Raw genomic sequence first — 13427 nt, 5'->3', positions numbered from 1 at the left:
CGACAACCTCGCCCACCGCACGGCGGACTCTTGAATTTCGCGGAACAGCGTTAAATCAGAGTTTCCACTACAAAAAACCTATCTACGGGGGTCTCTCTAACCAAAAGACCTGTCGCATTTTTTTGTGAAATTGCCATCACATTTAAAAACATGAGTTTTGTGTACAATTTCCAATTTTTTACAAAAATTTCAAAGATTTTTATTTCAAATATAGCCGTTGCCAGGTAGATTAGGATATGAACTCATGAGAAGATACGGACACCACCAGACCATCAAGCCTGTTAAGAGTTCCCTGTTAATACCATTTTAATATGAAACTGCATATAATAGAAGAAACAAACTCGATAAATTAAAATAACCATGAGCCGCCCTTTTAAGATTGAAATCGCAGAGAGCGAAGAAGAACTTAAAAAACGTTTACAAACAGCCAACTTAGGGAAGCAGAAAGAAAAACTTATGATGCTGTGGTGGATCAAAAGTGGTCAGGTTCAGGAGCAGCAAGACATTGGAAAACGCTTGGCGAAAGATACTTCAACGGTGACAAGGTGGATACAAAAGTATAGGTCAGGGGGGCTAGATGAATTATTAGAAATTAAAAAAGCTCCAGGAGCAAAACGAAAAATTAACGAGCGTGCGATCGCAGCACTTGAGGAAAAGTTAAAAACAGGAAAAGGCTTTAGTAGGTATGGCGCAATAGTGGAGTGGTTAAAAAAAGAACAGGGACTGGAAGTAGAGTATGCAACAGTGTATGCGTTAGTGAGATATAAATTAGGAGCAAAACTCAAAGTACCACGTCCGCAAAGCCATAAGCAGGATGAGAAGTTAGTATCTGAGTTTCAAAAAAACTCGGTATCATCCTCAATATCCTAGAAAAACATCTAGCACCAGGAAAATGTATTCATTATCTGTGTCAGGATGAAACCAGGGTGGGATTAAAAACTTTAACGGGAAAAGTGATTACTGCTTCTGGAGTCAAACCTACTGTATCCGTGAAATGGCAGAGGAAAAATTTTTGGATTTATGGTGCAATTGAGCCATTCACAGGACAACATTTTCACTCAAGTTTACCCCAAACTTAATGGTGAATATTTTCAACAGTTTTTAGACTGGTATCTTGTGCAATTAGGTGAAGATTATGCAATTTTACAAATAGACCAAGCTCCTGCTCATATCAGTGGTGCGATTAATTGGCCGGAAAATATTATTCCCCTGCTTCAACCACCTCATTCCCCGGAACTCAATCCCATTGAAAGGCTGTGGCAGTATCTCAAAAAATCTCTCAAGAATGAACTTTTTTCTTCTTTGCAAGACTTACGCACTCGCATACAACAACTATTCGAGCAATTAACATTCGAGCAGGTAATATCTATCTCCTCTTATAACTTTATTTTAGAAGCTCTTTTCTATGCAGCTTCATATTAAATTGGTATAAGAGTTCCCTGTTAAGAGTTCCCTGTTATCAAAAATTTACTATACAATAGCTAAAACTAAACCTTCTTTAGCTAGTAATGCTTTAGGGAAGACAGATTGTACTTCAATCTGAACTTGGTCGAGAAAATCATCGTGGTCATCTGGACGATGATGAGAAATAACTAACTGGTTCACCTTAGCAGTTTTCGCCAAATCGACAGCAGTACCCCAGTGAAAGTCAGGTTCGTTATGATTGGGTGCTGCGGGAGTTGTATAAGTGGCATTAGCAATGAGCAAATTAACGTTTTTTGCAAGCTGCGCTATGCATTTTCGATCCGCTTCATTTGCAATCTTAGATAAATCTGTGAGATAGGCAACACTGTAGTCTTTCCAACTGACTCTATAACCTATTGATTTTTGCTCGTGATTAATGATTGCCGCTGTGATGGTAAGATCATCTATATTCACCACCTTACCTGATGTCAAATTATGAAAGTGCAATTCAGATTGCATGAACTGTAAAGGGTAAGGAAAGTGAGGCTGAAGCATTTGATCACACAAACATTGCTTAATTGATGCTCCATTTAAGGCGGCTGTTCCGTAAATATGGAAGCAATTTTCGCTCTTGAATGCGGGAGCAAAAAAAGGAAAACCTTGGATACGATTTGATTGGGAGTTGGTAAAAAATAAATGGGCATTTAAGGGTGATTGTTGTTGCAGCCAATTTTTTCCAAGTAGCCGTAAACCAGTACCGCCATCAAAAACTAAGTGTTTTCCAGCTATTTGCATTTCCACACAAGCTGTATTACCACCATATTGGATGGTGTGGCTATCTGGTGTGGGAATTAAACCCCGTACACCCCAAAATTGCACCACAAACTCCAACTCTGGACTCAAAATTTGAGGCAGTGGTTCTGGAGTTGGCTGCTTCTGGGAAGGCGACTGCTTAAAATTTGACATATTTGCTCGAAACTAGGTCTGACGACTAAGCAGGTCATCGTAGCGCCGCACTTCTAACAGTTGGTTTCTGTTGTCCACAATGACAACTGTGGGAGAGTATATTTTTAACTCTTCCGAATTGAACTGCGCGTAAGACATTATAATTAAGCGATCGCCACTCATGCCTAGACGTGCTGCTGCCCCATTCAGTTCAATTGCTCCTGAATTCGGTGCAGCCGGAATTGCATAAGTGATAAATCGCTCGCCATTGGAAACATTCACTACGTGCACCTGCTCATACCATAAGATACCCGCTTTATCCAACAGAACTTGGTCTATGCTGATACTTCCTACATAGTTAATATTTGTTGCTGTGAGCGTGCAGTTATGAATTTTTGCCAAAAGAAGCGTGCGCTGCATTGGGTTTGAGTTATCAGTGATCAGTTATCAGTGATCAGTTATCAGTGTCTTTTGAAGGTTGTTTTTTCGTAGAAAACTGGTGAGTCCAGTTTTGCACCGCTGTTTCCTGACACAGGTACTGGTGAGACTGGTGTTGTTTGTGAGGGTTTCCGGACACAAGAAACTGGCGTTAGCCTTAGGGCAAAGCGTACGAATCGGGCAAATGCGCAGCTTATCGCCTTGCGACGAGCATGTCTGATGTATCTCCTGCCTAGACGCTGCTTTGAATGGCGTTAGCCATAGGCATAGGAGATACCTTAAAGCTCACCAGTTATCAGTTTAGACAATAATCAATAGATTGCTGTTCATTAATTAACTGACGCTGGAGTATTGCAAATGTTTCAAGTTTTTTGTGAATGTGAGTCTTAACTTTTTCCACTACCAGCTCTAATACACTTTTCTACCAAAGGCAAGACCTGATCAACATCTTGCCACCCGAGAATTTCCGTCACTTTTTTTTCTAAATTTTTATATGTGCGGAAAAATTCAGCTATTTCTTGAAGTCGGTGTGGTGCAAGATCTTTCAAGGATTTTACGGAAGTGTAACGTGGGTCTTTATCAGGAACACAAAGGATTTTCTCATCGCGATCGCCTCCGTCTATCATCTCTAACATACCGATTGGTCTTGCTGCAATGACACATCCTGGAAAGCTTGGCTCATCCAAGATCACGATACCATCCAATGGATCGCCGTCATCTGCCAAGGTGTTGGGTACAAAGCCGTAGTCGTATGGATATTGTACCGACGAGTATAGTACTCTGTCTAAGGCGAAAGCTTGAAGTTCTTTATCGTATTCGTATTTGTTCTTACTCCCGCCTGGAATTTCAATTAGAACGTTAATTAGACCTGGTTTAGGTTGGGCAGGAATACGGGATAAATCCACAACAAAAGTCCTCAGTTAACGGTGAATTAGGGGGTGCTTCATGCTTAGCTCCCAGTGTATAATTCTAGGCTAAAATGGACTACTGTTATTTCATACTGCCACCGTTAACTCATTTGGCGTAAGTCCCCCGCTATATTTGTACTCAAACAAAGCGGTGGGACATAAGCCGGACGCCGACGACAAATATATCTCTAACCTATGGCAATTGTAGGTTGTCACGGGAAGAGATGGTTGAGGAGTCGTCTATCTCATTCTCACAGGGAATCTCGAAGCCCTTTTTGTGCATGCAAACTGCCGACGACTCTGCCAACAGTCACGCAACTGCGGTTCAAGAGTCAAGTTTTGTCTAATCTGCATCTGCTTTTATATTGTAGGTAATTGGTTGCTGATGATTCTGAACACTGTTTGAAGAATAGTGGCCAATAACAAACAGGGGTAGAGTCAGAGTTAAAAGACCGATCATTGTTCCTACAATATCTGCCAACCTATGGGAATATGTACTGGCAGGGTCAGCAGATTGGGTATTTGAATGCATAAAAAGTTGAAGTTTTTGACACTTATTATTTTGTTTTGACTCTTTTGCGAAGAGTCTTACTTCTATTTTAGCTATTTTTTCAAATTATACTATCTATTAAGAAATAATATCAATCATTTCTTAAGTTATCTATACTTGTTTCTGTAGATGAGACGCTTGATACAAAATTGGAGTTGAAATTTTTAAGTTTTACTTTGTCATTAATTTCACAGACTCATTTAACTTAATTTCGTAACCATTTTAGGAAACACTGAAAATGATAGTATGAAAAATGACTGTTTTTGGCAAGATGATATTCATAGATAAATGATATCAAATTATTCTTGCTTGTCACTCTAAGGGACAGCGTGCCTTTGCAAAATATACAGCATAATATGTCTTGCGGACACGCTACGCGTTAGCCCTCTGGGCGTGCGTGCTCATACAGAATTCAGCAATTCCTGAGCCAGAAGTCAGAAGTAAAATTTGCTCTCTATCTGGACTCTTGAGTTGAAAAGGTGTGCCTCATTAACTTGCAATCTGCTGGATACTAGCAACATGATACTAGACAACCTTTTGCAAGTAGAAATGAACTGTCATGTAAATAATTCCTCAGTAATTGCACCCAAAAAATGTTTTCATGGGTCAATCGTAGGACAAATTTTTTGGGGTGTCAAAGTAGCGTGTCGAAAGAAAATTTAATCATTTCTTCTAACTCTTTTAACTTAAACCCAAAGAATGACTCCACATCCAAACACAACTGAAAATGTGTTATCTCAATGTGCTTTACCTCTGATAACGAAAGCCTAAGCAATAAAAAAACCGCCACTTAATGAGGGCGGTTTGGTTAAGCAATCGGAGGGTATTTACAGCTTACTCTGCCAAAGCGTGAAATTGTTGTAACAGACTTTGCACTTGTTGCTTATATGATGCGCTAAATGCAACTATCGTTTGGCATATGCACTCATAGGTTCTTTGATAAATCTTATGTAAAGATGTTTGAACGTAGACTTGATGACGCGGGGCATTCCAAAATCAATGGGTAAAAACTTGTCTGGTAGTCGCCAATCATCTATTTTTAGTAAGTCGGGATGTAGGTGAGGAAAATTGATGTTGTTCAGTTCACCAACTAACCCCAGCCGTATTGATGCAGCGACAGTGGGTACTTGTTCTGCTGGAACATTGAGGATTTGCACCATAGCACGATCTAAAGCAAAAACATCTGGTGATGCTGCTAAAATCCCCAGTGGACGGGGTTCACCACCACTCGGACCATTGCCTTCATGACCAATAATGCCATCAAGTATAGTTAAGTTAGGATGAATTGCTTTAGCAGTTTCGACCAACATTTCACCAAATCGATTTGCGTCTTTTCCTGCTTCCATATGCCACCAAGCTTTCATCTTGCCTGGAACACAACCAAATAGATTTTTCACCCCTAAAGTTAGTACCAATTGGGCATGAGATTTTACCTTGGGTAGGTTAATCACGACATCTGCCTCCATTGCTTCTTTGCACAGTAGCAGATGGTCAAAGTCTTCGCTGACGGTTTGGTAACGCTGACCATGAAAATCGATGATAGGAAGATTCAGTTCTTCTAAAATAGGCTGATAACCATTTGCGACTGCGACTCCCTTGGCGCTACCAAAAGCGGGACTATCCCCTAAAAATGGTTTACCGCCTGCTTCTATAACCATTTGGGCGACTGCATAAACCAGTTCTGGACGAGTCGTACATTCTTTACTAGGACGTGCGCCTGTTAGTAGGTTAGGTTTGAGTAAGACGCGGTTTCCTTCTTTGACAAACGCCGCCATTCCTCCCAAAGGTTCCAGCAGTGTTTCTAAAGATTCTCGCAATGCTTCCCGTTCGTAGGAAGTGGCGCGAATTAAGCTGACGGATGCTGTTTGAGTCTGCATAGTGAAATAAAGAACGAATAAGAAAAAATCAAGAAGGAAGAGTTATTTCTTTTATCTTCCTTCTTTGTTCTCTAATCCGATGTGCCGTCTAGTATATTTAGAGGCACAATCGCACTCATTTGTTCCAGATTTAATACTTGGGCTAATTCTGTTTCACTCATGAAACCACGTTCCAAGACAATCTGCCGCAAAGACTTGCCAGTTTCTAAAGATTCTTTGGCGACAGCAGCTGCATTCAAATAACCAATGTGGGGATTTAATGCTGTGACTAAGGCTAAACTGCCTTCAGCATAAGCTAAACAACGTTCTTGGTTAGCGGTAATGCCCTTGATACAGCGTTCGGTGAGTGCGGCGATGGTGTTACCAAGAATTTCGATGCTGTGAATTAGGTTATAAGCAATCAGAGGCATCATCACATTTAATTCTAATTGTCCTGCTTGTGCGGCAAGAGCGATCGCACTATCGTAACCCATCACCTGAAAGCATACCATTGATGTCATTTCTGCCATGACTGGATTGTACTTTCCTGGCATAATTGAGGAACCTGGTTGCACTGGAGGTAGTTGAATTTCTTTTAAGCCAGTTTTTGGTCCCGAATCCATCAGACGCAAATCATGAGATATTTTGACTAAATCTTGAGCTAAGTTACGTAAAGCACCGGAAATATGAACGAATGGTGCCATACTCTGCATTGCTGCCATCAGGTGAGATGCAGGTTCCAAAGGGAGATTTATCAAATCTGAGATTGTTTCTACCACACGGGCACGATACTGAGGATGAGTGTTTAAACCTGTCCCTGCTGCACTTCCTCCCAAACCTAGCACCATCAAGTCAGAAGAAGCTGTGTAAATACGGTTTTGATGTTCACTCAAAATGTGTGCCCAAGCGCGAAAATTCTCACCCAAACGCACGGGTACAGCATCTTGCATGTGGGTTCTGCCGGATTTGACGATATGTTGAAATTCTTCGGCTTTTTCTTCTAATGCTGCTATTGCTTTTTCTAAAGCCGGATGTAGCGTTTTTGATAGTGCCAATAAGCCACCAATACGAATTGCTGTGGGAATGACATCATTGGTAGACTGTCCGTAGTTAACGTGGTCGTTAGGACTAACACGCTTGTAATTGCCTTTTTCTTCGCCGAGAATTTCTAAAGCGCGATTTGCCAAGACTTCGTTAACATTCATATGGTGAGAAGTTCCAGCACCAGCCTGGTAGACATCTACCACAAATTGGTCGCGAAACTTTCCAGCAAGCACTTCATCAGCAGCTTGTATAATTGCTTGACTGACATCTTGGGGAATACAGCCGAGTTCACCATTGACAATTGCTGTCGCTTTTTTAATAAGAACGCCAGCATCTACGTAAGTAGCTAAAGGTTTAATGCCGCTAATGGGGAAGTTTTCTGTTGCCCGCAATGTTTGAATACCGTAGTAAGCAGTACTAGGTAGTTGGCGATCGCCCATCGAATCGCGTTCTATTCTCACTTGAGAATTTATTTGTTGAGTCATACTATTTTTTGGAATTAGTCATCACTCAAGAGTGTATATTCTCCTTATCCCCTTGTCCCCTTATCCCTTTCATCTCATCTATCGGTGTTACACCTGTAGTTAGCAACTATAGCAATCCTATATGAGTTGTGAGAATTATCGTTCGCGTAGCGTGCGCCCTTGGCGCATACCGCCTTAGCGAAGCGTGTCCGAAGGACATAGACGCCAAGGACGCCAAGAAAGAGAAGAGAAAATCTTATGAATAATTTGGGACTGCTATAGAGGGATTCTCAGGATTAAGTTTCCTAATTTTCAATTTTGAATTTTGAATTTTGAATTGTTTATGACTTTACCTAACTGGATTACTTTCTCTCGTCTTCTAGGGATACCATTTCTACTTTATGGCTTGTATAATCCTACGCCCCAAGCCAGATGGATTTGTTTGGCAATTTTTCTCGTCGCTTCTCTGACTGATTGGTTAGACGGCTATTTGGCACGGAAACTTAACCAAATCAGCGACTTGGGTAAATTTCTTGACCCCTTAGTCGATAAATTGCTGGTACTTGCGCCGTTACTCGCTTTAATTGAGTTAGGAAAAGTCCCTGCTTGGGGAGTGTTTCTGATTTTGGGACGAGAGTTGGCTATTGCAGGTTGGCGTGTCAGTAAAACCAAGATTACGGGGGCGAATATTTGGGGCAAACTCAAAACAGTTAGTCAAATCATTGCGATCGCACTTCTGATTGCACCTCTACCCCAAGTATGGCAATTACCTTCCATTATTGCCTTCTGGATTTCTGTTGTTCTGACAATCATTTCTGGAGCTATCTACCTTTTACCAGAAAAAGATACCCCTCATACTTCGGGTAATGCGTCAAGCCCAAAGGAGTAGTTTTTATTTTAAGATGATTGTTCGGGATTGAAGAAAGTTCTCAACTATCTGCACAAAGATAGCTGCCTGATTGTTTGGAAAAGCGTTCTAAAATCTAATTCTCAAATGTGAAAGATTCTTACAGGGACATGATCTTTCTCCAATAGTTATTCATTCTCTTAGTCTTTGACAAAGTGTATCCATGAGGTGCTTGCATCGTTTCAAACACTCGCCTGTAGAAAAAATTGTCATCTAGTTCTTAACAAAGATATTCAACTAAATTTGATTGGGTGCTACAAGCCGCTTGAGGAATTAGCCGAATATGTTCGGGAATAATCAAGTCTTATGATGTGTGATCACAAGTTTGGTATAGCTACAAAAACTTGTGCAACATACTCCAGAAATAAACTCATCGACCACAACATTCTCATAGGGATAGCATCTGTGGACGATAGAGGAATATGGAGTGATAATTTCATAATCCTAATCAAATAGTTGACCTTAGGAACGTCCAAGAGTGAAGATAATAAAGACTAGACCTCTTGCCAAAGTACGAGGCGACTTTGATGTTGCCTTATCTTTGTTCGTCTGTTCGTTGATTGGGAGAACAAACAACCAAGGACTAAGGCAAATCATTGAATAATAAAGCCTGCACAGGCAGGCTTTGTTTGTCTAGTAGTTACAGAGGCGTGAAGACGGCGTGTCTGTGAAGACGAAGTACAAACAGCAATAAAATGTGCAAGCAGTCTATTTTTCCAAAAAGAAAGTTCAGTGAGGGATGGCTGTGGAGACACTTGTGGAACAGAAACTAGGTGTAAATACTGTTATGAAAATTGGCGATCGCATCCGCGTTAAAGAATCCGTCATAGTTTATCATCATCCTGAGCATCGCGGTGAAGCTTTTGACATCAAAGACACAGAAGGTGAAGTGATAAGTATTATTAATCAATGGCAAGGTAGACCTGTCAGTGCTAATTTGCCGATTTATGTCCAATTTAGTAAAAAATTTAAGGCCCACTTGCGTGAAGCTGAGTTAGAACTTATCTAGCTTTTTTGTGCTGAACGACAGCATTTTGTGAATATCACTCTTGAAAATAAGTAGCCTCCTTTTAGCAGGAGGCCGTACTTTACTATATCTAATGACTCTTACATTATTCCCAAAGAAAGAACCTGACGAAACTCAAAATTGGGTTATCTAGTTTTCCGAAACCACTGCATGATATTCAGTTCGCCCCGCATTTTTTCTAAATCTTGACGATGGCGCTCTGCTGTAGTATAATACCATTCACAATATTGCTTTAACTCTGAGCGCGCCTGAACTTCTGTGTAAAACTGATGAGTTGTTTGGTATGCAGAGAATGTATCCTCAACTTCGCTTTGAGGAGAAGGTATAATCTGGGGTAATTCTTGAGACATATTCACAAATTCAGTTAAAACTTAAGAATTGAAAGTGGGATTTCTTCTACAAATCTCTATTTATTATGACTTACAGCCATCCGCGCAAGCGATAAGCGAGAATTCCAACGTATTCTTTCAAAGCAGATGTAAATAGGTGTAAGTTATCAACATCAGGTAGCACATTCAGTAATGCCCCTTTTGGGGTGCTAGTCATTTCTTGCAATTCACTCTGACTGACGAGAAAGTCAGTAGGCGTTGGAATGACATCAATACCTTGATGTTGGAAGATGAGAAGCGATCGCGGCATATGAATCGCAGAAGTCACCAGTAAAACACGGCGAATTCCACGAGAATTGAGAATTTTCTTGACATTCACCGCATTTTGATATGTATTGAGGGAATCAGGCTCCTGTACAATAACTTCTTTTGGGATACCAATAGAAGTGAGAATGGTAGCCATATCCGCTGACTCTGATGGACCGCCTCCCTTCCAATCAATGCGACCACCACTTAAAATAATAATCGGAGCTTTTTTTTGGCGGTAGAGTTGACCAGCATAAATGACGCGATCGCCTGCTTCATTTAAATCTACAGATGGTCGTGGTGGTAAAGCTGATTTAGTCGCACCACCCAAAACCACGATAGCTTCTGCCGTTGGTATTTCAGTCAGTGGAAGATTTTGCCATTCTAGAGACTGGACAAGTGAGCGAGAAACCCAACCATTACTCGTAAATAACAATAGAATCAGCGCTAGTGCAATTGCAAGTGCTGCTGTACGTGGACGTTTCCATAACATGAAAAGTGCTACCAGTAAGCATAAGCAAGCTAGTCCCAGAGGATAGAGAAACAGTGGTAGCAATTTAGAGAGATATAAAAACATTTGGCAATGTTCTCAAAAAATGTGTTGTCAGTTTACTGAGATTTTGCACCATTGCGAGTAAACCACTCATGCTTGTATGAACTAGTATTTAAACTCCAGATCCAACAGAGAACCGCTATAGTCACCTATCAAGTCAGAAATAACTAACCTAAACCGACAACAGCTTCCCTCACCAGCTTCGAGACAAAGGGCAAAATTTCGCGGTTCTTAGCATTCGCTTTGCCTTCAGTAAATACAACAAGCAGATAAGGGCGTTTTTCGCTTAACTCTATGTAAGCTGCATCATGGCGGACTTGACTCGTCCAACCCGCCTTTGACCAAATTTGTGCTTCTTGAGGAAGTGCACCGCCCAAAAAGCCTGTCACTTGGTCTTCTTCAGCATCTTTTGGCAAATCATTGGGGTTAAGACTGCGCTTGATCAAAGCCATCATGGCTTGCGATCGCCCACTAGACACCGCCACACCACCAATAATACTATGTAGCAACCTCGCGGTAGCATTTGTCGTCAGCATATTGCGATTCTCTAGCAACTCTCCTACAAAAGCCCTTTCTCGTCCATAAGGACCATCACACCAAGTTTTTTGGCAAACATTAATCGTTTCCATCTCTGACCATCCAAGAGATTGGAAATAGCGGTTAACAATATTGCGCTGCTGTTTCCAAGTTTCAAATGGTCCTGGTGATAATTCTGGTCCAGAAGTGGTTCCACTTAAGATATCTACAACTAAACTCGTGGCATCATTGCTAGAATCAACAATCATATCGCGCATAGCCCTTTCCAACTCTTTGGATGTGGAAACCATGTTTTTCTCTAGCCATTCGTTGACTGCGACTAGGTAAAACAACTTCACGACACTTGCAGGGTAAATTCGTTCCACTCCGCGATAAGTGAAACCACGAATTGGGTAGTTCCAAAAAGCATCTGGAGTTAAAGCACCACCAGTGTTCACAAGGACAGGCGGATCGTAAACAATCCAAGTCAAAGCAATTTGGTTGCGCGCTAAAGTTGGAAATGCAGCCCAAGTTGCTTCTAAAATGCCTAACCCAAGATTTTCCAGTTGATCGTCTTTATTAAAGAAGAAATTCATTGTTGTTTCACCGATGTCCTTTAATCTAGAATCTAAAATCCAAACTCTCAAACCTGGTGAGTACCAGTGCTTAGCTGATCTAAACATCTATGATTCTCCCAGTTGTGACCGATTGGCAACTCAAGCTGCAACTGGGCGATATTTGTGGGTAACATCAAGCTATCAGGATATAGAGACGTTGCATGCAACGTCTGTACAGGTGTGTTTGTCCGAGGATGACTATCCAGGGTGGCTGTCACTATCGGATTTGGGTTTGTTACAATCATGCACTTTACCTTATAAAGCGAAAACATTTTCTGAATCAGAAATTAAAAAACGACTGCCAGAGGTAATTGAGTTTACCCAAAAAGCTATGCAACAACCAAATTATTACCTCTGGGGTGGTACGGTAGGACCAAATTATGACTGTTCAGGATTGATGCAAGCGGCGTTCGCTTCGGTAGGTATTTATATACCTAGAGATGCCTATCAGCAGGAAGATTTCACCCAATCCATTTCTATCGCAGAATTACAACCAGGTAACCTTGTGTTTTTCGGAACTTCCCAAAAAGCGACTCATGTGGGACTGTATTTGGGAGATGGCTGCTATATCCATAGTTCTGGCAAAGTAATAGGACGTAATGGTATTGGCATTGACCGTCTTTCGGAACAAGGTGATGAGGTTAGCCAGTCATATTACCAGCAACTGCGCGGTGCTGGAAGAGTGGTCAAGAGTTACGAACCTCAACAACGCTGAGGAAAGAAGAGGAATATGAGGAGTGGACTGGTTTCAAATGGGTTAGCTGGGCAAAATCACGAAATATCGTCGGTTATCCCAGATGTTTCGGTTGTGGTACCTGTGCATGATGAAGTGGAAAGTTTGCCTCATTTGCTTGAGGCGATCGCATCCACATTATCCAACACTGACTTAAGTTATGAAATCATCTGTGTGGATGATGGTTCAACAGATGGTTCAGCACAGTTTCTCAGAGAACAAGGGCAAATCCGCAACGATTTAAAAGCCGTGATTTTGCGTCGCAATTATGGTCAAACTGCGGCGATGGCTGCTGGATTTAACTATGCTTTGGGTAAAGCAATTGTCACTTTAGATGCCGACCTTCAAAATGACCCTGCTGATATCCCCATGTTACTGGCAAAGTTGGAGGAAGGCTACGATTTGGTCAGCGGTTGGCGAAAAAATCGGCAAGATGGTGCTGTGAATCGATTACTTCCTTCCAAAATTGCCAACTGGTTAATTAGGCGAACCACAAGTGTGTATATTCATGACTATGGTTGTTCGCTTAAAGCCTACCGCGCTGAACTCGTGGCAGATATGAACCTTTATGGAGAACTGCACCGCTTTCTTCCGGCTTTGGCATATATTGAAGGAGCGAGAATTACAGAAATGCCCGTGCGTCATCACGCCCGTCGCTTTGGTCGCAGCAAGTATGGGATATGGCGGACGTTCCGGGTATTAATGGATTTGTTAACAATTTTGTTTATGAAAAAGTTCCTTACACGCCCAATGCACGTTTTTGGGCTGTGGGGCTTGATTGCAATGACTTCAGGTGGGGCGATTGGAATTTACTTGACTTTTGTGAAACT

The 13427-nt window shown here is 41.4% G+C and carries 15 protein-coding genes; 6 read left to right on the top strand and 9 right to left on the bottom strand.

Annotation, left to right across the window (positions count from 1 at the left end; translation table 11 throughout):
- Nucleotides 1–360: 360 nt before the first annotated feature.
- Both DP116_RS20760 and DP116_RS20755 read left to right on the top strand, forming a co-directional pair.
- On the top strand, nucleotides 361–870 hold the full coding sequence (locus DP116_RS20760; RefSeq protein WP_169156976.1) for a helix-turn-helix domain-containing protein: 510 nt from the start codon (nucleotides 361–363) through the stop codon (nucleotides 868–870).
- A gap of 138 nt (nucleotides 871–1008) precedes the next feature.
- Nucleotides 1009–1422 carry a transposase gene (locus tag DP116_RS20755; RefSeq protein WP_339381508.1) on the top strand — a complete coding sequence of 138 codons (414 nt, stop codon included), beginning with the start codon at nucleotides 1009–1011 and terminating at the stop codon, nucleotides 1420–1422.
- A gap of 48 nt (nucleotides 1423–1470) precedes the next feature.
- On the opposite strand, the gene DP116_RS20750 is transcribed toward DP116_RS20755, so the two are convergent.
- From DP116_RS20750 to DP116_RS20730, 6 genes are all read right to left on the bottom strand, one after another.
- On the bottom strand, nucleotides 1471–2370 hold the full coding sequence (locus DP116_RS20750) for an MBL fold metallo-hydrolase (protein ID WP_169156974.1): 900 nt from the start codon (nucleotides 2368–2370) through the stop codon (nucleotides 1471–1473).
- A 12-nt stretch (nucleotides 2371–2382) separates the two neighbouring features.
- Nucleotides 2383–2769: an aspartate 1-decarboxylase gene (gene panD / locus DP116_RS20745; protein WP_169156973.1), complete on the bottom strand. Its 387-nt coding sequence runs from the start codon at nucleotides 2767–2769 to the stop codon at nucleotides 2383–2385.
- 404 nt (nucleotides 2770–3173) lie between these two features.
- A complete protein-coding gene (locus DP116_RS20740; protein ID WP_169156972.1) occupies nucleotides 3174–3692 on the bottom strand; it encodes an inorganic diphosphatase in 519 nt (172 codons plus the stop codon).
- Nucleotides 3693–4038: 346 nt separating this feature from the next.
- Nucleotides 4039–4227, bottom strand: a complete 189-nt coding sequence (locus DP116_RS30895; protein ID WP_246275727.1) for a TLTLP motif-containing protein — start codon at nucleotides 4225–4227, stop codon at nucleotides 4039–4041.
- A gap of 923 nt (nucleotides 4228–5150) precedes the next feature.
- Entirely contained in the window at nucleotides 5151–6122 is a 972-nt protein-coding gene (locus DP116_RS20735; RefSeq protein ID WP_169156971.1) for an Npun_F2552 family protein, read from the bottom strand.
- Nucleotides 6123–6193: 71 nt separating this feature from the next.
- Nucleotides 6194–7630: an aspartate ammonia-lyase gene (locus DP116_RS20730; protein ID WP_169156970.1), complete on the bottom strand. Its 1437-nt coding sequence runs from the start codon at nucleotides 7628–7630 to the stop codon at nucleotides 6194–6196.
- A 322-nt stretch (nucleotides 7631–7952) separates the two neighbouring features.
- Here DP116_RS20730 and pgsA point away from each other — a divergent pair, with 322 nt between their 5' ends.
- Both pgsA and DP116_RS20720 read left to right on the top strand, forming a co-directional pair.
- Nucleotides 7953–8498 (top strand): CDP-diacylglycerol--glycerol-3-phosphate 3-phosphatidyltransferase, encoded by a 546-nt coding sequence (pgsA, locus tag DP116_RS20725; RefSeq protein WP_169156969.1) that lies wholly within the window; start codon nucleotides 7953–7955, stop codon nucleotides 8496–8498.
- A gap of 757 nt (nucleotides 8499–9255) precedes the next feature.
- Entirely contained in the window at nucleotides 9256–9525 is a 270-nt protein-coding gene (locus DP116_RS20720) for a ferredoxin-thioredoxin reductase variable chain (protein WP_169156968.1), read from the top strand.
- A 143-nt stretch (nucleotides 9526–9668) separates the two neighbouring features.
- Here the strand turns inward: DP116_RS20720 and DP116_RS20715 are convergent, their stop codons facing one another.
- The 3 genes from DP116_RS20715 to DP116_RS20705 form a co-directional block, all read right to left on the bottom strand.
- Nucleotides 9669–9893: a hypothetical protein gene (locus tag DP116_RS20715; protein ID WP_169156967.1), complete on the bottom strand. Its 225-nt coding sequence runs from the start codon at nucleotides 9891–9893 to the stop codon at nucleotides 9669–9671.
- Between the two features lie 70 nt (nucleotides 9894–9963).
- Nucleotides 9964–10755, bottom strand: coding sequence for a YdcF family protein (locus DP116_RS20710; RefSeq protein WP_169156966.1), 792 nt, complete (start codon nucleotides 10753–10755; stop codon nucleotides 9964–9966).
- Nucleotides 10756–10898: 143 nt separating this feature from the next.
- On the bottom strand, nucleotides 10899–11843 hold the full coding sequence (locus DP116_RS20705; RefSeq protein ID WP_169156965.1) for a serine hydrolase: 945 nt from the start codon (nucleotides 11841–11843) through the stop codon (nucleotides 10899–10901).
- 13 nt (nucleotides 11844–11856) lie between these two features.
- Between DP116_RS20705 and DP116_RS20700 the strand changes: the two genes are divergently transcribed.
- Complete coding sequence (locus DP116_RS20700; protein WP_169156964.1) at nucleotides 11857–12579, top strand: C40 family peptidase; 723 nt, start codon at nucleotides 11857–11859, stop codon at nucleotides 12577–12579.
- A 15-nt stretch (nucleotides 12580–12594) separates the two neighbouring features.
- On the top strand, nucleotides 12595–13427 hold an 833-nt coding region (locus DP116_RS20695), incomplete at its 3' end, for a glycosyltransferase family 2 protein (RefSeq protein ID WP_169156963.1).

The organism is Brasilonema bromeliae SPC951 (genome assembly GCF_012912135.1).
Classification (GTDB): Bacteria; Cyanobacteriota; Cyanobacteriia; order Cyanobacteriales; family Nostocaceae; genus Brasilonema; species Brasilonema bromeliae.
Note: the sequence above shows the minus strand (reverse complement) of the source record. Positions and strands in the feature narration are given on the sequence as shown.

Coding starts and splice junctions, on each gene's coding strand:
- DP116_RS20710 (WP_169156966.1), bottom strand. CDS start 10,755: ATGTTTTTATATCTCTCTAAATTGCTACCACTGTTTCTCTATCCTCTG.
- DP116_RS20705 (WP_169156965.1), bottom strand. CDS start 11,843: ATGAATTTCTTCTTTAATAAAGACGATCAACTGGAAAATCTTGGGTTA.
- DP116_RS20760 (WP_169156976.1), top strand. CDS start 361: ATGAGCCGCCCTTTTAAGATTGAAATCGCAGAGAGCGAAGAAGAACTT.
- panD (WP_169156973.1), bottom strand. CDS start 2,769: ATGCAGCGCACGCTTCTTTTGGCAAAAATTCATAACTGCACGCTCACA.
- DP116_RS20730 (WP_169156970.1), bottom strand. CDS start 7,630: ATGACTCAACAAATAAATTCTCAAGTGAGAATAGAACGCGATTCGATG.
- DP116_RS20735 (WP_169156971.1), bottom strand. CDS start 6,122: ATGCAGACTCAAACAGCATCCGTCAGCTTAATTCGCGCCACTTCCTAC.
- pgsA (WP_169156969.1), top strand. CDS start 7,953: ATGACTTTACCTAACTGGATTACTTTCTCTCGTCTTCTAGGGATACCA.
- DP116_RS30895 (WP_246275727.1), bottom strand. CDS start 4,227: ATGCATTCAAATACCCAATCTGCTGACCCTGCCAGTACATATTCCCAT.
- DP116_RS20700 (WP_169156964.1), top strand. CDS start 11,857: ATGTCCTTTAATCTAGAATCTAAAATCCAAACTCTCAAACCTGGTGAG.
- DP116_RS20750 (WP_169156974.1), bottom strand. CDS start 2,370: ATGTCAAATTTTAAGCAGTCGCCTTCCCAGAAGCAGCCAACTCCAGAA.
- DP116_RS20720 (WP_169156968.1), top strand. CDS start 9,256: ATGGCTGTGGAGACACTTGTGGAACAGAAACTAGGTGTAAATACTGTT.
- DP116_RS20715 (WP_169156967.1), bottom strand. CDS start 9,893: ATGTCTCAAGAATTACCCCAGATTATACCTTCTCCTCAAAGCGAAGTT.